Raw genomic sequence first — 17,731 nt, forward strand, 5'->3', positions numbered from 1 at the left:
CCCCATGCTCGAGATCTCCCGCCGCAATCTCATTCGCGGAGTCGCGGCCACTCCCCTGCTGGCCACCGTTCCCGGTTCACCCGCCGCGGCTACTCCACTGAAGACCGCTTCCGCGCCCACGGCACCCGAATCCGTGACACTCGGATGGCTGGAGGGAAAGCCCGGCGCCAATGTCGGCAGCACCTGGGGAGTGCCGTGGCCGAAAGGCGCGGTCCCGGCCGACTCACCGTTCGCGCTGACGGCCGCCGACGGGACCGCGGTTCCGGTGCAGAGCTGGCCGATCGGATACTGGCCGGACGGTTCGCTGAAGTGGAGCGCGCACGCTCTTGCGGCCGACGCGCCGCTTTCCGACTCCTATGTGCTGTCCCGTTCCACCGGGGCGGCTCCTTCAGCCGCGGTCACGGTCTCCGAGAGTCCCGGCTCCGTCACCGTGCACACCGGCATGATCAGTGTCGTCGTCGGCCGCCGCGGTTCCGCAGTGGTCCGGTCGATCGCCCGCGGCGGCACCGAGATCGCCCGCAACCTGGAACTGGTCAGCCTGCGCCAGACCACAGCCGGCGACGATGATGAGCGCCGCACCTCCCGCGAGCGCCTGACCAGCTCGATCACGTCGGTGAAGATCGAACAGCGAGGACCGGTCCGAGCGGTCGTACGGATCGCCGGCACCCACAAGCGGCGCGGGCGGTCGTGGTTGCCGTTCATCGTGCGGCTCTACTTCTACGCCGGTGCCGAGCACGTGCGGATGGTGCACACGTTCCTGTTCGACTCCGAAGGACAGCGGGAGTTCATCGCCGGTCTGGGCGTGCGGGTCGGGGTCCCGATGCGCGACGAACTCCACGACCGGCACGTGCGGTTGTCCGGTGACGGGGACGGATTGCTGCGGGAGGCGGTCCGGGGCATCACCGGACTGCGCCGGGACCCGGGAGCGGCGATCCGGACGGCACAGGTCGCGGGCACCCGGCTGCCCGATCCGGCGACCTGGGATCAGCGGGTCACCACCCGGCTGCCACTGATCCCGGCGTGGGGCGACTACACCCTGGCGCAGTTGTCGTCGGAGGGTTACACGATCCGGAAACGCACCAAGGCCGGGCACGGGTGGATCGATGTGGACTCGGGGCAGCGGTCGTCCGGATTCGGTTATCTGGGTGGTGTCTCCGGTGGGCTCGGCTTCGGGATGCGGGATTTCTGGCAGAAGAATCCGGTGCAACTCGACATTCGCGGGGCCGACACCGCCGAGGCGTCCGCGACGATCTGGCTGTGGTCGCCGGAGGCCGGGCCGATGGACACCCGCTTTTATCACGACGGGCTCGGCCAGGACACCTATCCGGAACAGATCGAAGGCCTCAACATCACCTACGAGGACTACGAGCCGGGCTTCGGTACGCCGTACGGAATCGCCCGTACCACCGAGCTCTCGTTCTTCGCTCTCGCCGCAACCCCCTCGGCACCGGATCTCGCCGCCCTGGCCCGCACCGTCACGACGCCGCCGCAGATCGTCGCGCCGCCCGCCCACCTCGCCGCCACCCGCGCTTTCGGCGGATTGTTCAGCCCGGTCGACCGGTCCACTCCGGGCCGGGCGAAAGTGGAGGACCGGCTCGATTTCCTGTTCACCTATTACCGGAGTCAGGTCGAGTCCCGGCACTGGTACGGGTTCTGGAACTACGGCGACGTGATGCACACCCCGGACGTCGACCGGCACGTGTGGCGCTACGACGTCGGCGGATACGCCTGGGACAACTCGGAACTGTCCCCGGATCTGTGGCTGTGGTTCGCCTATCTGCGGTCCGGGCGGGCCGACATCTTCCGTCTCGCTGAAGCGATGACCCGGCACACCGGCGAAGTCGACGTCTACCATCTGGGACAATGGGCCGGGCTGGGGACGCGGCACGGGGTGCAGCACTGGGCCGACAGCGCCAAACAACAGCGCATCAGTACGGCCGTCTACCGGCGGATCTTCTACTTCCTGACCGCGGACGAGCGGGTCGGGGAACTGATGCACGAACTGGTGGACTCGGACCGTACGTTCCTGGCTCTCGATCCGCTCCGGAAGATCCGCACCGAGCCGTACACCCCGGACCCGCACGCTCTTTCCATCGGTCTCGGCACCGATTGGAGCGGGCTGGCCGCGGCCTGGCTCACCGAATGGGAACGGCGCGGGCCGAAAGCGGCGGCCGCCGAACGGAAACTGCTCGCCACGATGCGCACGATCGGCCGGATGCCCAACGGATTCGTCACCGGCAGCGGCCTGTACGACATCGACACCAGCGAGTTCGCGGTGGCCGCGAAGACTGTCAGCGTGTCCCATCTCAGCGCCATGTTCGGGCAGGTGGAGATCTGCGCCGAACTCATCGATCTGGTGGATCTGCCGGAGTTCGAGGCGGCCTGGCTGCAGTACTGCCGGCTGTTCAACGCGACCCGTGAACAACAGGCCGCCGAATGCGGGACCCATTTCGGCAACCTGATCCTGAAGCAGGGGCATTCACGGCTCACCGCCTACGCGTACACCCGAATCGGTGACGCCACCCTCGCCGCCCGCGCCTGGCAGGAGTTCGTCGCCACCGACGGATACACCGACGCTTCGCCGTGGGTGACCACCCGAATGCAAGGACCGGAGGTTCTGAATCCGGTCGACGACGCCGCGTGGGTGGACACCAATACGACAGCCCTGTACGGACTCGCCGCGATCCAGAACCTGGCGCTCCTGCCTAACGTTTGAGTTCCTCGCTGATCGCCTGATCCAGGATCTCCAGTCCGAGGTCCAGTTCGGCGGTTGTCGACGTCAGTGCCGGGGCGATCCGGAAGACGCCACCCATCGCCGGGAGCTGGACCACGTTCATGTGCAGGCCCAGCTCCAGGCAGCGGCGGGTGATCGCGGTGCCCAGCTCGTCGGCCGGCTGCCTGGTCTCGCGATCGAGGACCAGCTCCAGACCGACGAGCAGCCCGCGGCCTCGTACGTCGCCGATGGTCTCGTGTTTCTGCGCAAGATCGAGCAGACCCTTGCGGAGGTACGTGCCCAGCTCTGCCGCCCGAGTGTCCAGCTTTTCCGACTCCAGCACGTCCAGGACGGTGTTGCCGACCGCGGCGACCAGCGGATCCGAGACGTGCGTGGTGAAGAAGAGGAAACCGCGGTCGTGGGCGGCCTGCTCGATCTCCGCACTTGTCACCACCGCCGCCAGGGGCAGACCGGCGCCGAGGGTCTTGGAGAGCGTGATGATGTCCGGGACGACGCCGTCACGCTGGAACGCGTACCACTCGCCGGTCCGGCACAACCCGGTCTGCGCCTCGTCCAGGATCAGCAGGCCACCCCGGGCATGCACCCGGTCCCGCAGCTCCGCCAGGTAACCCGGCGGCAGATCGATGACGCCTCCGGAACTGAGGATCGGCTCGACGATGCAAGCGGCCAGTGCGCCCACCGACTGGGCATCGAAAAGATCGAACGCGAAATCGAGCTGACGCCGCCAGTCCAGTTCGCCGTCGGCGGTGGTGAAGTCGGGTCGGTAGGCGTTCGGTGTGGGGATGGCGAAGTTGCCGGGCGCGGCCGGGCCGTACCCCTTACGCCCCGAGCTGTAGGTGGCGCCCACTGCCGCCTGCGTCATGCCGTGCCAGGACCGCGCGAACGAGATGATCTCGTGCCCGCCGGTGACCAGCTTCGCCATCCGGATCGCGGCCTCGTTCGACTCGGCGCCGGTGGTGAGCAGCAGCACCTTCTCCAGCGGATCCGGCAGGGTGCCGGCCAGACGGCGGGCCAGGTCGACGACCGGGCGGCTGAGCATGCCGCTGAACAGGTGATCCAAGGTGGCGACCTGGCGCTGGACCGTGTCGACGACGGCCGGATGCGAATGACCGAGGATCGCGCTCATCTGCCCCGACGTGAAGTCCAGCAGACGGCGGCCGTCGGCGGTGTAGACGAAACTGCCCTCGGCACGCTCGATGATCTCCGGCACGAAACGGCCGGCACCGGAGTAGCGGACCAGGTGACGCTCGGCGTCGGACCAGAAGGAATCAGCCATGACCCGACGCTAAACGCGAGCCGCTGATCAGGTCCATCTCACATTGTCGCCGTGGCTGTTAAGGACAGCCGTACAGTCGGTGCGTGCTGAACCCGTGGCGGCTGCGGCTGCTCGCCGACCTGGCGACCTACGGCACCGTGCGGGCCGTCGCACAGCACGCGACGATGAGCCCGTCGGCGGTGTCGCAGCAGCTCGCCACCCTGGAACGGGAGACTCGGACGGCGCTGCTGGAACGTACCGGCCGCAAGGTCCGTCTGACCGCTGCCGGGATGCTGCTGGCCGGGCGCGCGCGGGAGATCCTGGCCGCGATGGACACGGCCGAAGCCGAACTGCGCGGCCTCGCCGAAGAACCCGTCGGTACGGTGACGCTCGCCGCGTTCCAGAGCGCCGTGCACGCCCTCGCCGAACCCGCGATCGCCGGATTGGCCGCCCGGCATCCCGACCTGACCGTGGTGCTCCTCGAACTGGAACCACACGAGAGCATGCCCGCGCTACGCCGCGGCGACGTGGACGTGATCATCACGACGGCCGACTTCGCGGGCACCGAACTGGACCCGGCCATCGACGTGGTGCCGATCGCGGCGGACGAGATCGTGCTGGTGCTGCCGTCGTCACATGAGCTGACCGCGTACGACGCCGTCGCTCTGTCGACCTGCACGGACCAGAAGTGGACCTTCGACGTGGCGGGTTCCTACATGTCGGCCCTGGCCACCCGCCTGTGCCGGGAATCCGGCTTCGAACCGTCGGTGATCTGCCGCTTCAGCAACTACATGCTCGCGCTGCGGCACGTGGAGAAGGGCGGCTCGATCACCCTGCTGCCCAGCCTCGCCGTCGACCCCCGCTACCAGGTCACCACCCGCCCCCTCGACCCACCGCTGGGCCGCCGCATCACCGCCGCGGTCCGTCGCTCCCCCGGCCCCGCCCTTCGCCCCGAGGTGACCGCCGTCCTCACCGCACTGCGGTCCTGAGAAAGTCCCCGATCGCGTCGGCGACCTCCACCGGCCGTTCCTCGGCCTGATGGTGGCCGCTGTCGACGACCCGATGCCGCAGCGGCCGCACCAGCCAGGGTGCCCAGATCTTCGCCGGATCACCGTGCAGGTCCAGATCGTCGTGTTCCGATTCGAGCAGCAGCATCGGGCACTCCACCTGCCGCCCGGCAGCACGATCGGCCTCCTCGTGCTCCCGGTCGACCCGGAGACCGGCCCGGTAGTCCTCACACATGCCGTGCACGACCGCTGGGTTCCGCAAGGCCGCCCACAAGTCGGCATGATTGCCCGCACCGATCACTTCCGGTCCCGGCGTTTCGTACCAGGCATCCGGGTCGGCGTTGATCACCCGCTCGGCCGGCTTGTCGGTCTGCCCCAGGAACCACCAGTGCCACCAGGCGCGGGCGAACGTGACGTCGGTGCGTTCCAGATGCTCCACGACCGGCAACCCGTCCATGATCACCAGATGGGTGACGGCTTCCGGATGATCCATGGCGGTACGGAAGGCGACCAGGGAACCCCGATCGTGCCCGACCACGGCGAACCGGTCGTGACCCAGGTGCGCCATCAGCCGTACGACGTCGCCGGCCATCTCCCGCTTCGACGACTGCGTGTGCCCCGGCCGATCCGTCGGCAACGTCGAACCACCGTATCCCCGCAGGTCAGGCAGGACCACGGTGTGCTCGCGGGCCAGCCTCGGCGCCACCGCGTGCCAGGTCGTATGGGTACGCGGATGCCCGTGCAGCAACACCACCGGCGGTCCCGCACCACCGTGCCGGAACCGCACACTCACATCCCCGACCGTCACCCGGTCCAGCCGGAAGTCATCGAACACCGTCGCCGGATACCCCGGTTCCGCTCCTTGAATCACTGAGCGGCCAGGACTCGGGCCGCCTCCCGGATCGCGCTGGTGTTCTTGTGGCCGGAACGGGAACCGCTGAGCTTGGCGGCGATGTGGTCGGCGACGGTGATCGGGTCGTACAGCGGCTCCTCGCCCTCGGGGACGAACTGCGGCAGCGTCTCGATCAGGGCGTCGCCGTTCCCGTCGTGGAAGAAAGCGGCGGACCGGCGGCGCTCGATGGTGCCGTCGACGACCGGCGGTTTCACCCGGTGCAACGTCGACATCCACACGTCGTTGGTGAGGCGGGCCGAGATGTCACCGAGGTTGACGAGCAGGGCGCCGTCGGCGGGCCGCACGTCGTGCCAGCCGTTGTCGGTGCCGAGAACCTGCAGGCCGGCGACCTGATCGGCCCAGAGAACCGTGACGATGCCGAAGTCGGTGTGCTCGCCCATGCCGGTCAGGTCGGCACCCAGTTCGATCTCGCCGGGCTCCAGCGCGTAGTTGTTCATCCGCAACACGTCGATCGAATGGCCGGCGATCCGGTCGAAGAACCCGGGATCGACACCGAGGGCCGCGGCGAAGATGCCGGTCAGCGTCTCCGCCACCCGCCGGGCCTCCCGGAAATGCGCCTCCACCTGCGGACGGAACGCCAGCGGCGACTCCGGCCAGGTGTTCTCGCCGACCCCGATGTTGTACGCCTCGAAGAAGTCGTTCATCCGGGTGACCGGGTCGACGCCCAGGCTGTAGCTCAGCGACTCGCTCTTCGGCGGGCTGTAACCGCGGTTCTCCGCGGCCGGCCGAATGTACCGCTTCTTGTCTTCCAGGGTCTGCCCGAAGAAACCGTCGATCGCGTCGGCGAGCCCGTCGGTCACCTCGGCCGGAACCCCGTGCCCGACGATCTGCACGAACCCGACGCTCCGGCAGGCCCGGTCCAGCTCACCGACGGTCCGGGTCTTCGCCTCGTCCGGGCCGCCGGTGACCCAGGCGCTGATATCCACGGTGGGGACCACGAAGTCGGAAGCCATGACCTCAGTCTGCGCCGTCATTGTTTCGTCGGTCTGCGCCGACGTTGTTTCGCTGGCCTGCGCCGTCGATGCCTTGCTGGCCTGCGCCGACGTTGCCTTGCTCGGTCGCCCATGCGCAGATCGCGGCCAGCGGCTCCTGCAAGGTCTTGCCGAGGGCGGTCAGCGCGTACTCGACGTGCTGTGGCGGGGTCTCCTTCAGGACTCTTCGCTCGACGAATCCGTCGCTCTCCATGTCGCGCAGCGTCTCGGTCAGCATCTTCTGAGTGATCCCGGACACCCGGCGCCGCAGCTCAGCGTGCCGTTGCGGGCCGGCCAGCAACGCGTAGATCACCAGCACCCGCCACTTCGACGCCAGTCGCTCGATGGCCTGCCGGGTCGTACAGCTCTCCTCGATCACGTCCGGAATGACCAGCGCCATGCCCACCCCCGGTCAAGGGCACCAAAAAGTGCCTTGTGGTACGGCCGGACACCGGCCGCCTATGGTCCATCCAACGATAGACGTCGACAGACACGGGGCCGAAAATGATCACTTTCACCGCCGACGGCATCACGTTGGCCGGCAATCTTTCCCTGGCCGGGCCGGATGCGCCCGCGGTCGTTCTGACCGGGCCGTTCACCGGCGTCAAGGAACAGGTCACAGGGACGTACGCGAAACTTCTGCACGAACGGGGCGTGACCACGCTCGCCATCGACCACCGCGGTTTCGGCGAGAGCGGCGGGCGCCGGGCCCACGAGGACAGCCAGGGCAAACTGTCCGACCTGCGGGCTGCTGTGACAGTGCTCACCGAATACACCGACCGGATCGGGGTCGTCGGGATCTGTCTCGGCGGCGGTTACGCGGTGCGCGCCGGTGCCACCGATCCCCGGCTGCGGGCGGTCGTGGGGATCGCGGGCGCCTACAACAGCCCCGCCCGGTTCAGTGCCGGTGACCCGGCTGGTTACCGCGATTCGCTCGCCTCGTTCATCGACCGCTACGACGAGGAACTGCCCGCGGTCGCCCCGGACGGCGCTCCGGCGGCGATGGGAGGCGACGAGCCGTACGCCTATTACGGCACCGCCCGGTCGGCCGCCGAGCGCTGGGAGAACCGGGTGACCTGGGGTTCTCTGCATTCGCTGATGACACTCGACGCTTTGGGCGCGGCACCGTTGCTCGGCGACACCCCGCTGCTCGTGGTGCACGGCCGGGTCGACGATTACTGCTCCCCCGAACTGGCCCGAGCCGCCCACGACGCCGCCCCGGGCCCGAAGGAACTGCGGTGGCTCGATGCCGCCCAGCACATCGATCTCTACGACGTGGAGCCGTACGTCACACAGGCTGCCGACGCCGCCGCTGAGTTCCTGCATCGGCGTCTCGTAGCAGCTCCGGCCATGGTGCCCTGAGGCGACCGGCAGCGGCCGCCCGGACCGGGTGGTCATATCCTTGACTCATGGATGAAGATCTGGTGGGCGCCGATGCGGGATTCTCCGCCCTCGGTCTGCGTCCCGAACTGTTGCAGGCCCTGAGCGATCTGGGCTACGAAGAGCCGACCCCGATCCAGCGTGAGGCGATCCCTCGGCTGCTCGCCGGGGGCGACCTGGTCGGGCAGGCGGCGACCGGCACCGGCAAGACCGCGGCATTCGCTCTGCCGCTGCTGCACGCTCTCAGCGGCGGCAGCTCCAACGACCCCGGCGCCCTGGTGCTGGTGCCGACCCGTGAGCTGGCCGAACAGGTGTCCCAAGCGGTGCACCGCTACGGCCGCGCACTGAACGTGCGGGTGCTCCCGGTTTACGGCGGTCAGCCGATCAGCCGCCAGCTGCGGGTCCTCGAGCGCGGTGTCGACGTCGTCGTCGGCACCCCCGGCCGGGTCCTGGACCACATCGAGCGCGGCACGCTCCGCCTCGACATGATCAGCACCGTCGTGCTCGACGAGGCCGACGAGATGCTGGACATGGGTTTCGCCGAGGACATCGAGGCGATCCTTTCGGAAACCCCCACCGAGCGGCAGACCGTGCTGTTCTCGGCGACGATGCCGCCCCGCATCGACGCCATCGCCCGCAAGCATCTGCGCAATCCGGAGCGGATCCGGATGGGCCGCGACAACGCGGCCGCGGACCAGCTGCCCAAGGTGCGGCAGAGCGCCTACCTGGTGCCGCGCGGTCACCGGATGACGGCTCTGGCCCGGGTCCTGGACGTGGAGGCACCGACCGCGGCGATCGTCTTCTGCCGCACCCGTGAAGAGGTCGACCAGGTGACCGAAGGCCTCAACGGCCGCGGTTACCGGTCCGAGGCGCTGCACGGCGGCCTCGGCCAGGAACAGCGCGACCGGGTGATGGGGCGGCTGCGGGCCGGCCACACCGAGCTGCTGGTGGCCACCGACGTGGCGGCCCGTGGGCTGGACGTCGACCTGCTCACCCACGTGATCAACTACAACCTGCCGACGGCGCCGGAAGCCTACGTGCACCGGATCGGCCGGGTCGGCCGCGCCGGGCGCGAGGGCGCAGCGATCACGCTGATCGAGCCGCGTGACGTGCGCCTGATGCAGGCCGTCGAGCGGCTCACCGGCCAGCGTGTCAAGCCGGAGCAGCTGCCGACCGTGGCCGACCTGCGGGCCAAGCGCCTGGACCTGCTGCGCGAGACGATGAGGGCCGCCGCGGAGGGCGACGACCTGGAGCGGTTCCGCCCGTTGCTGGCCGGGCTCACCGACAGTCTCGACCTGGAGCAGGTCGCCCTGGCCGGGCTGAAACTGCTGCACGAGAACACCCGCGGCGACATCGACGAGACCGAGATCCCCCTCGTCGAGTCCGCCCGTGACAAGCGCCGCGAGCCCCGCGACCAGTCCCAGTGGGAGTCCCGTGGTCAGGGGCAGCGTGGCGGCCGCGGCCAGCAGGGCCGCGCGGGTCGCGGTGGCGTGGCCAGGGTCTTCGTCGGGCTCGGCCGCCGGGCCGGTCTGCGCCCGCAGGACCTGGTCGGCGCGATCGCCGGCGAGGCCGGACTGCAGGGCCGAGACGTCGGAGCCATCGAGATCACCGACCGCTTCTCCCTGGTCGAGGTCCCCGAGGCAGCCGCCGACCGAGTGATCAAGGCGCTGCAGAACTCCGCGATCCGCGGCCGCCGCCCCGCCGTCCGCCGGGAACGTTCCGGCTCCTGACCGAGGCCCATGGCCCACTGGCCGCGGCCCCAAGGCCTATGCCCCGAGGTCCACGCCCAAGGCCCCACGCCCCGAGGCTGCACCGCCTCAAGGCACTGCGTCTCCGCAGCTTCGTTCGATGGCTCGGCGGCTGCCGAGCAGACCCCCGCGGCCACTCTTCACGGCCCGGGCCTCGCTCAACAGCCGCCGTCAACGGCGATCACCTGGCCGGTGATGCCGGTGTTCGCCGCGGAGGCGAGGAAGACCACTGGGGCCGCGATCTCCTCGGCGGTCAGGAGCCGGCCGAGCGGGATCTGCTCGAGGTAACTCTCCGGAACCGAGTCGACGATGTGCCCGTTGGTGGCGGTCCTGGTCAGGCCCGGCGAGACCACGTTGGTGAGGATGTCACCGGAACCACCCAGCGAGAACGCGGCCGACCGGTTGAAGCCGTGCAGAGCGGATTTTGCGGCACCGTAGAACTCGCCGCCGGCCATGCCCTGCGTCGCGATCGATGACGACACGTGCACCAGACGGCCCCAGCCGCGCTCCCGCATGTGCGGAACGACCAGCCGGCTGAGGGTCAGCACGCCCTCGATGTTGTCGCGTACGACCCGCTGCCAGAGATCTTCGGGCGTGTCATCGAAGCTGCCGCCCGGCTGTGCGGAACCCCAGCGGACAGCGTTGTTGACCAGCACGTCGATGCGGCCTGACCAGGCGATTACCGCCTCGATCAGATCGCGGGCGGTGCTGGGATCACCGAGGTCGAACCGGGCGACCAGGGTGCGCCCACCCAGATCAGCCGCCAGCTTCTCGGCTTTCTCCGCGGCCCCGTGGTAGGTCAGCACCACATCCGCCCCTTCGGCGGCGAAACGCCGGGCGATCGGGTCGCCCAGCCCGCCGGTCGCGCCGGTGACGATCACGGTCCGTCCCGCGAGTCCCATGTCCATCAGTTCGTTCCTCCCCATCGGATACGTCCACCGTGCCGCATCTCGCGGGGCGGAGGGAGGCCCTGCTGAGGCTGGCTCCGCTGGGGCTGGCCCTATCAGGGCCAGCTTCCGGGGACGGCGAATGGATAGGTTCGAGGCATGCCGACGACACCTGCGGACAACGAACTCGGGCGATACCTGCGCACCCGGCGTGAGTCCACCCCGCCAGCCGTGGTGGGTCTGCCGGCCGGACCCCGGCGGCGGACTCCGGGGCTGCGACGGGCCGAGCTCGCCACCCTGGCCGGGATGAGCGTCGAATATCTGACCAGGCTGGAGCAGGGTCGTGACCGGCGACCATCGCCCGAGGTGCTGAACGCGCTGGCCACCGCGCTCCGGTTCACCCTCGCCGACCGCGAGCACCTGCGCTTTCTCGGCAAGGCACTGGCCGGAGTGATGTGCCCGTCCGGGCACGCCCCGGCGACGGAGGTCCGGCCGACGGTGCGGGCGCTGCTGGACCGGCTCGAACCGGGGCCAGCGATGGTGCTCAACCGGCTCGGTGACGTGCTGGCGGCCACCAAGGGTTACCAGGATCTGATGCGGCCACTCGGCTTGCTGGACGACCGCCGGGTCAACGTGATCCGGTGGCATTTCGTCGACGATCGGGCCCGGGCCGCCTGTCCTGACTGGGCGGCGCTCGCCGACGAGCACGTGGCGTGGCTCAAGACCGAGGTGCGGCGCGGCGACCGGCACGCCATCGAGCTGGCCGGCGATCTGACGGTGCTGGCCGGCGGTGAGTTCGCCGGCCGGATGGCGGCACCGTCCGGGCCGGCCGCACGGGCCGGGGTGGAGCGGATGGCGCATCCCGAGGCGGGGCGGCTGGCTCTGGCGTTCGAGATCCTCGAACTGCCGGACGCCGACGAACAGCGCCTCGTCGTGTACCTTCCGGCGGACGCGGCCACGACGGCGGTGCTGGATCGGCTGGCTGTCCGGCGACCAGGTGTCCTCCGAGCCGTTTGACGGGCGTACGGCGTCGAAAGCTTTTCGGGGTTGCCGGTAACGAGGGGCACGGGACCGGACATGGACGTGTCGTGAGTTCTGGCGACGAGCATGAGCAGCGCTTCCGGCGTGTCTATGCCGAAAATTTCCAAGCGCTTCTGGCGTACGCGTTACGGCGGGTCGAGCAGCCGGCGGATGCCGCGGACGTGGTGTCCGAGACTTTTCTCGTGGCGTGGCGGCGCAGTCGTGACCTGCCGCCGGAGGAGGAGATACGGCTGTGGCTGTACGGGGTGGCCCGGCGTGTCCTGGCGAACCATCACCGCGGTGGGACACGCCGGGAACGGCTCGGCGATCGGCTGCGGCAGCGGTTGACGGCGGTCCTCTCCCGGGATCCGGGCAGTGACGTGCCGCAGCGGCTGGTGGTCCGGGCGGCGCTGGCCCGGCTCGACGAGACGGACCGGGAGCTGATGATGCTGACGATCTGGGAGGGCCTGCAACCACGGGAGGCGGCGGAGGTGCTGGCGCTGAACCCGGGAGCGGTCCGCACCCGTCTGTCGCGGGCGCGAGCGAGACTGCGCGAACTGGTCGGTGACGATCTGGGGCCGCCCGGACATGAACTCGACGTCCTGACCGGAACCGCCGCCCCGAAGGAGGGCCGATGACCGAGGAACACCTCGACCGCCTGGTACGAGACGCCGACCCCTACCGGACCGATCTGGCCGCCCGACTCGGTGGAGCGGAGCAGACGCTCCTGGAGGAGATCATGTCCACCCCGAAACTCGAATCGGTGCCCGTTTCCCCGGTGTCGGAGAACCCCGCGCCGGTACGCCGGGCGTTCGGCCGCCGTCTCGGCGGCGCGGTCGCCGCGGCTGCCGTCGTCACCGGTGTCATCGGCGCCGCGACCCTGCTGCGCGACCAAGGCGGTGCGGACCAGCGTGGTGCGGACCTGGCCGGGCCGGTGGGTCTGCCCAGTGCGGACGCCGCCGGCTACGAACTGGATCTGAAGGCCGCGGAGAAGCTGCCGCGGCTGCTGATCGACGATCCTGCCTGGAAGATCGCAGCCGTCAGCGGTTTCGCAGCCGAGAGAGGCACGATCCGGTTCACCGACGGCTCCCGGGAGGCCGAGGTGGGCTGGTACCCGGCGAAGACCTACGACAGCTACCACCAGGACCGGCTCCGGATCGGTACGCCGGTGCCGGCCACCGTGGCCGGCACGAAGGCGAACGTCTTCGCGTACAGCTCCGACGACTTCGTGGCGCAGCTCGTGCCGAACGGTAGCGCCTTCGTCGAGCTGCGGGCCAACGGTCTGCCCCGGGCCGAGTTCGAGCAGGTCCTCACCCGTGTGGTGCAGGTCGAACCGGACCGGTTCCTGGCCGCGATGCCGGCTGAGGTGATCACGTCGAGCCGGGTCCGCGCCGCAGCGGCCGAGATCCTCAGCGATGTGCCGATTCCCCCGGGCTTCGACATCGACAAGATCGATGCCGCGGGGGCGAATGATCCTTACCAGTTCGGCGCGGTCGTCACCGGCCAGGTCACCTGCACCTGGATCGCCGAGTGGATCCGCGCCGACAGCGCGGGCGACGACGACTCGGCGAAGGTGGCTGCCGCCGCCCTGCGCAGCAGCCACCAGTGGAAGATTCTCAAGAACATGAAGGACAAGGGCGGCTGGTCCGAGGTGCTCTGGGAGATCGCTGACAAGGTCGCCGACGGCACCGTGCCGGAGCAGTACAAGTCCGGAATCGGCTGCCCGTGACAAAACCCCGGGTCGGGGCGCGATTCGCACCCCGGCCCGGGCGCTACTGACAGCCGCCCGCCCGACCGGGCACTACTGACTGGTGCCGCCCGACCGGGCGCTCCTGGCCGCTGCCCGACCGGCCGGGCGCTACTGACTGGGGCCGCCGGCCGGATGCTGTTGGCCGCTGGCGGCCTGGGCGGCTGTTACCGACCGACGGCGGAGTGGACGGCCACGTCTCGGGTCTGGGCGATCAGGTGGTGCAGCGGCTCGGGGAGGTTTCGGCGAAACTGGTCGGACAGGCGCGCCCGGTCGCGGGGATTGCAGGTGGCCAGTACGAACTCGTCGAGTCCGGTGGCGAGGATCATTCCGGCCAGCATCAGGTCGGCGACGTCGAGCGGCTGGTTGTAGGACAGGGCGGTCCGGATTCGGGCGGCCGGTTCGCCGGGGCCGCGCGGGTCGGTGAACACCAGCGACGACGTGGAACCGAGCAGCCGGCGTCTCGTCTCCCGGCGCAGCGCCCCGCCGGTGGTCAGTCGCTGTTCGATCAGGTCGGTGACCAGGCCGGTGGCCGGCAGGTAGACGATCCACTGGTGAAGCCCGTGCGGGCCGGGCATCGCCACCAGCCGCTCCAGGAGCCGGCTGGTGGCCAGGTCCGCGGTGGGCTGCTCGTCGATCACCTGCAGGGTGTCGCCGGACATCCGGACACGGCGCCAGAACAGCAGTTCGCCGAGCAGTGCGGCACCGAGACCGATGGCCAGCACGGCCGGGGCGAGCAGGGCCCGGCCACCGATGCCGTCGTGCGCTGCCAGATAGAGGTCGTCGGCGGGCGGGCGCTTGGTCATCCGTTCGGCCTCGGCGATCGGCGGTGAGTGGGCGGTGAGGTGGTGACTGGGCGGTGAAGTGGCGCAACCGTAGCCGCGTCGGGTTGCCGGAGGGTTACGCGCCGCCGAAAGGCCGGGACGAGAAGAAACCTCGCTGCCGGTCGGGATGGGACCGGCAGCGAGGTTCGTCAGAGGTGGATCAGTGCAGGGCGGTCAGGGCCGATCAGCGCAAGGCCGGCTCCGCTGGTTCGGAGTGGGGCTGGCGGTGTTGGGGGACGGGGTGGGCACGTTCCAGGGCGGCGCCCTCGACGTCCACGTTGGGCAGGATGCGGTCCAGCCAGCGGGGGATCCACCAGGCCGCGTCGCCGAGCAGGTGCATGACGGCCGGGATCAGCAGCATGCGGACCAGGAAGGCGTCGACCAGGACACCGAAGGCCAGGCCGAAGCCGAGCGAGCGGATCATCGCCGTGTTGGAGAAGATGAAACCGCCGAAGACCGAGATCATGATGATCGCGGCCGCGGTGACGACCGTGCGGCCGGCGTGCACGCCCTGCTGGACGGCGAGGCGGGCGGGGGCACCGTGGGCGTAGGCCTCGCGCATGCCGGAGACCAGGAACAACTGGTAGTCCATGGCCAGGCCGAACAGGATGCCGATCAGAATGGTCGGCAGGAAGCTCAGCACCGGGCCGGGGTCGTGGATGCCGAAGAGCGCGCCGAGCCAGCCCCACTGGAAGATCGCCGTGATGCCGCCGAACGTGGCGAACAGCGACAGGATGAAGCCGAGGGTGGCGGTAACCGGCACCAGGATGGACCGGAAGACCAGGATCATGATGATCAGCGAGATGCCGATGACCAGGCCCAGGTAACCGGGCAGCGCGTTGTCCAGCTTGTCGGAGATGTCGATGTTGCCGCTGGCCGAGCCGGCCACGCCGAGGGTGACGTCACCGGTGATCGGCGAGAGGCCCCGCAGGTCGTGGACCAGCTGCTCGGTGGCGGCGGTGGTCGGGCCCTCGGTGGGAATGATCTGGAAACCGAGCGTCCTGTTGTCGGCGGAGGCACCGATCGGGGCGACCGCCGCGACGTGGTTCTGGGCCAGCAGCAGGTTGCCGATGCGGACCTGTTCGGCCTGCAGGTCGTCGCCGGTGAGGGCGGCCGGCAGGTCGGCGACGACGACGAGGGAACCGTTGACGCCGGGGCCGAACTTCTCGCCGATCATCGTGAACGCCTGGTACTGGGTGGAGTCCTGGGCTTCGGACGAGCCGTCGGGCAGGCCGAGCCGCATCGACGCGGCCGGGATCGCCACCGTGATCAGCGCCGCGAGCAGCGCGAGAACGGTGATCACGGCACGGCCGGTGCTCATCGGCTTGACCGTGGCGGGCTTCTCGGCGTGGGCCTTGCGGTTGAGGACCCGGGTGCCGATCAGCGCCAGCAGAGCCGGGGTGAGGGTCACCGCGATGAGGACGGCCACCGCCACACAGATCGCGGCCACCGTACCCATCAGGCCGAGGAACGGGATGCCGGTCACGTTGAGGGCGAGCAGGGCGACCAGCACGGTGGACCCGGCGAACACGACCGCGTTGCCGGAGGTGCCGTTGGCCAGCCCGATCGACTCCTCGAACTCGACGCCGTCGAGCAGTTGCCGCCGGTGCCGGTTGAGGATGAACAGGCTGTAGTCGATGCCGACCGCGAGGCCCAGCATGACGCCGAGCACCGGGGTGATCGACAGCATCTCGACGACGCCGGAGAGCGCGAGTGACGCGGTGACGCCGATGCCGACCCCGGTCAGGGCACTGAGCAGGGGCAGCACGGCACCGATCAGGGTCCGCAGCATGACCAGCAGGGTGATCGCGGCGATGACCAGGCCGGCCACCTCGCCGACGCCGAGGATCTCCGGCACGTTCTGAGTGATCTCGTTGGAGAACTCGACCTTGACCCCGGCCGGCACACCCGCGCTGACGTGGGCGATCAGGGCGGCCTTGGTCTCCGGGGTGACGTCGAGCTGCGGCACCTCGAACTGCACCTGGGCCACGGCGGTGGAACCGTCTGCGGACACCGTGCGGATCGCCGACGACATGGCGAGCAGCTGCTGGCCGCGGACCAGCTTGGCGGCGTTGGTCTCCAGCTCGGCGGTCTTCTCGATGAGGAGCTTCTGGTTGGCGTCCACTTCGGCCTTGGTGGCCGCGTCGAGGTCGGCCCAGAACGCCTTGGCCTGGTTGATCTGGTTCTGGCCGTCGGCGATCTGGGCGCGGCCGTCGGCGATCTGCTTCAGACCGTCGGTGACCTGTGCGTTCCGGTCGGCGATCTGCTTCTGGATCGCGAACGGATCGGTGGTGGAGCCGACACCGTCGAGGTTCGCGGTCGACTTGAGCAGGTTGGTGATGCTGGTCTGCTGGGTGTCGGTCAGCGGGGTCTGGTCGACGGTGTGGAAGACGAGTTTGCCGTTGCCACCGGCCGCGACCGGGAGCCGCTCGCCGAGCCGGTCACTGACCTTCTGGGTCTCGGTGCCGGGGATGTCGACGACCGGGGACAGTTCGCCGCGGGCGACGAAGTAGCCGGAGACGGCCAGGCCCAGGATCACGAGCCAGGTCGCCAGGACTGCCTTGGCCCGCCGGGCACAGAACCGGCCCAGGCGGTAAAGAAGCTCGGCCAATGTGTCGTTCCTTTTGTGAGAGGTCTAGTACCCGGTACGGACTGTGGAGATCATGCGGTCGAGGGAGTGGTTCCAGAGTTCGCGGGAACGGTCGTCGGTGGCGGCGTCGGTCGCGGCGATCCAGTGTTTGGCGACCACGACGACCCCGTTCATCAGGGAGCTGACCAGGACCGCCGCGTCGAGCGGGTCCACCTCGGGATAGCGGACGGCCAGGTCGCGGGCCACCTCGTCGGCGGTCCGGGAGAACGTGGCGAGGAAGATCTGGTTGGGCCGCGGGTCGTCGGGGGTGAACCCGCCGAGGGCATGCCAGATGAAACCGATGATGCTCGGTACGTCGGTGGCCCGCAGCGCCTCGGCGATGTCGTCGAACATCGACGGCCGGCCGCCCGCGGTGAAGGTGTCCCGGAACCCGCGGATGGCCTGGCCGAGCATCTCGGTGCAGACGGTCGTGACCACGTCGTCGACCGAGACGAAGTGGTTGAAGATGGTGCGCCGGGAGACGTCGGCCCGGTCGGCGAGCTGGTCGACGCTGAACCGGACGCCCTCACCGATCAGGGCCGCCGCCGCGTCGAGGATCGCCTGCCGGTGGCGTGCCTTGAGCGCGGATCTCCGGTCCAGAGGGATCGTCACAGTT

The 17,731-nt window shown here is 69.6% G+C and carries 15 protein-coding genes; 7 read left to right on the plus strand and 8 right to left on the minus strand.

The genetic code is table 11. The annotated features are described in order from the left end of the window. Positions 1 to 4: 4 nt before the first annotated feature. On the plus strand, positions 5 to 2,716 hold the full coding sequence (locus BLU81_RS15405) for an exo-rhamnogalacturonan lyase family protein (RefSeq protein ID WP_092545304.1): 2,712 nt from the start codon (positions 5 to 7) through the stop codon (positions 2,714 to 2,716). On the opposite strand, the gene BLU81_RS15410 is transcribed toward BLU81_RS15405, so the two are convergent. Further along, entirely contained in the window at positions 2,706 to 4,010 is a 1,305-nt protein-coding gene (locus BLU81_RS15410; protein WP_092545305.1) for an aspartate aminotransferase family protein, read from the minus strand. The genes BLU81_RS15405 and BLU81_RS15410 overlap by 11 nt on opposite strands. 83 nt (positions 4,011 to 4,093) lie before the next feature. On the opposite strand from BLU81_RS15410, the gene BLU81_RS15415 reads away from it, so the two are divergent. Then, positions 4,094 to 4,978 (plus strand): LysR family transcriptional regulator, encoded by an 885-nt coding sequence (locus tag BLU81_RS15415; protein WP_092545306.1) that lies wholly within the window; start codon positions 4,094 to 4,096, stop codon positions 4,976 to 4,978. On the opposite strand, the gene BLU81_RS15420 is transcribed toward BLU81_RS15415, so the two are convergent. From BLU81_RS15420 to BLU81_RS15430, 3 genes are read right to left on the minus strand one after another with little or no spacing between them, the layout of a single operon-like run. Then, a complete protein-coding gene (locus BLU81_RS15420; protein ID WP_092545307.1) occupies positions 4,959 to 5,831 on the minus strand; it encodes an alpha/beta fold hydrolase in 873 nt (290 codons plus the stop codon). The two genes, BLU81_RS15415 and BLU81_RS15420, sit on opposite strands and share 20 nt — an antisense overlap. Before the next feature lie 32 nt (positions 5,832 to 5,863). Beyond that, positions 5,864 to 6,862: an isopenicillin N synthase family dioxygenase gene (locus BLU81_RS15425; protein ID WP_197686233.1), complete on the minus strand. Its 999-nt coding sequence runs from the start codon at positions 6,860 to 6,862 to the stop codon at positions 5,864 to 5,866. Positions 6,863 to 6,866: 4 nt separating this feature from the next. Beyond that, positions 6,867 to 7,280, minus strand: coding sequence for a winged helix-turn-helix transcriptional regulator (locus tag BLU81_RS15430; RefSeq protein ID WP_092545309.1), 414 nt, complete (start codon positions 7,278 to 7,280; stop codon positions 6,867 to 6,869). A 104-nt stretch (positions 7,281 to 7,384) separates the two neighbouring features. Between BLU81_RS15430 and BLU81_RS15435 the strand changes: the two genes are divergently transcribed. Further along, positions 7,385 to 8,242 carry an alpha/beta hydrolase gene (locus BLU81_RS15435; RefSeq protein WP_092545310.1) on the plus strand — a complete coding sequence of 286 codons (858 nt, stop codon included), beginning with the start codon at positions 7,385 to 7,387 and terminating at the stop codon, positions 8,240 to 8,242. 47 nt (positions 8,243 to 8,289) lie between these two features. Further along, positions 8,290 to 9,990 (plus strand): DEAD/DEAH box helicase, encoded by a 1,701-nt coding sequence (locus BLU81_RS15440; RefSeq protein ID WP_092545311.1) that lies wholly within the window; start codon positions 8,290 to 8,292, stop codon positions 9,988 to 9,990. A gap of 176 nt (positions 9,991 to 10,166) precedes the next feature. On the opposite strand, the gene BLU81_RS15445 is transcribed toward BLU81_RS15440, so the two are convergent. Beyond that, positions 10,167 to 10,916, minus strand: coding sequence for an SDR family NAD(P)-dependent oxidoreductase (locus tag BLU81_RS15445; protein ID WP_157751595.1), 750 nt, complete (start codon positions 10,914 to 10,916; stop codon positions 10,167 to 10,169). A gap of 138 nt (positions 10,917 to 11,054) precedes the next feature. Between BLU81_RS15445 and BLU81_RS15450 the strand changes: the two genes are divergently transcribed. From BLU81_RS15450 to BLU81_RS15460, 3 genes are all read left to right on the plus strand, one after another. After that, entirely contained in the window at positions 11,055 to 11,912 is an 858-nt protein-coding gene (locus tag BLU81_RS15450; RefSeq protein ID WP_092545313.1) for a helix-turn-helix transcriptional regulator, read from the plus strand. 71 nt (positions 11,913 to 11,983) lie between these two features. Further along, entirely contained in the window at positions 11,984 to 12,553 is a 570-nt protein-coding gene (locus tag BLU81_RS15455) for an RNA polymerase sigma factor (RefSeq protein WP_092545314.1), read from the plus strand. After that, on the plus strand, positions 12,550 to 13,644 hold the full coding sequence (locus BLU81_RS15460; protein WP_092545315.1) for a hypothetical protein: 1,095 nt from the start codon (positions 12,550 to 12,552) through the stop codon (positions 13,642 to 13,644). Before BLU81_RS15455 ends, BLU81_RS15460 begins: the two co-directional genes overlap by 4 nt. Before the next feature lie 185 nt (positions 13,645 to 13,829). Here the strand turns inward: BLU81_RS15460 and BLU81_RS15465 are convergent, their stop codons facing one another. From BLU81_RS15465 to BLU81_RS15475, 3 genes are all read right to left on the minus strand, one after another. Then, positions 13,830 to 14,468 (minus strand): GPP34 family phosphoprotein, encoded by a 639-nt coding sequence (locus BLU81_RS15465; protein WP_092545316.1) that lies wholly within the window; start codon positions 14,466 to 14,468, stop codon positions 13,830 to 13,832. 202 nt (positions 14,469 to 14,670) lie between these two features. Then, positions 14,671 to 17,097 (minus strand): MMPL family transporter, encoded by a 2,427-nt coding sequence (locus tag BLU81_RS15470; RefSeq protein WP_092545317.1) that lies wholly within the window; start codon positions 17,095 to 17,097, stop codon positions 14,671 to 14,673. Positions 17,098 to 17,121: 24 nt separating this feature from the next. Then, complete coding sequence (locus BLU81_RS15475; RefSeq protein ID WP_092545318.1) at positions 17,122 to 17,727, minus strand: TetR family transcriptional regulator; 606 nt, start codon at positions 17,725 to 17,727, stop codon at positions 17,122 to 17,124. Between the last annotated feature and the right edge of the window lie 4 nt (positions 17,728 to 17,731).

It is taken from the genome of Actinoplanes derwentensis, assembly GCF_900104725.1.
Classification (GTDB): domain Bacteria; phylum Actinomycetota; class Actinomycetes; order Mycobacteriales; family Micromonosporaceae; genus Actinoplanes; species Actinoplanes derwentensis.

Coding starts and splice junctions, on each gene's coding strand:
- BLU81_RS15405 (WP_092545304.1), top strand. CDS start 5: ATGCTCGAGATCTCCCGCCGCAATCTCATTCGCGGAGTCGCGGCCACT.
- BLU81_RS15440 (WP_092545311.1), top strand. CDS start 8,290: ATGGATGAAGATCTGGTGGGCGCCGATGCGGGATTCTCCGCCCTCGGT.
- BLU81_RS15430 (WP_092545309.1), bottom strand. CDS start 7,280: ATGGCGCTGGTCATTCCGGACGTGATCGAGGAGAGCTGTACGACCCGG.
- BLU81_RS15460 (WP_092545315.1), top strand. CDS start 12,550: ATGACCGAGGAACACCTCGACCGCCTGGTACGAGACGCCGACCCCTAC.
- BLU81_RS15450 (WP_092545313.1), top strand. CDS start 11,055: ATGCCGACGACACCTGCGGACAACGAACTCGGGCGATACCTGCGCACC.
- BLU81_RS15425 (WP_197686233.1), bottom strand. CDS start 6,862: ATGGCTTCCGACTTCGTGGTCCCCACCGTGGATATCAGCGCCTGGGTC.
- BLU81_RS15410 (WP_092545305.1), bottom strand. CDS start 4,010: ATGGCTGATTCCTTCTGGTCCGACGCCGAGCGTCACCTGGTCCGCTAC.
- BLU81_RS15445 (WP_157751595.1), bottom strand. CDS start 10,916: ATGGACATGGGACTCGCGGGACGGACCGTGATCGTCACCGGCGCGACC.
- BLU81_RS15465 (WP_092545316.1), bottom strand. CDS start 14,468: ATGACCAAGCGCCCGCCCGCCGACGACCTCTATCTGGCAGCGCACGAC.
- BLU81_RS15435 (WP_092545310.1), top strand. CDS start 7,385: ATGATCACTTTCACCGCCGACGGCATCACGTTGGCCGGCAATCTTTCC.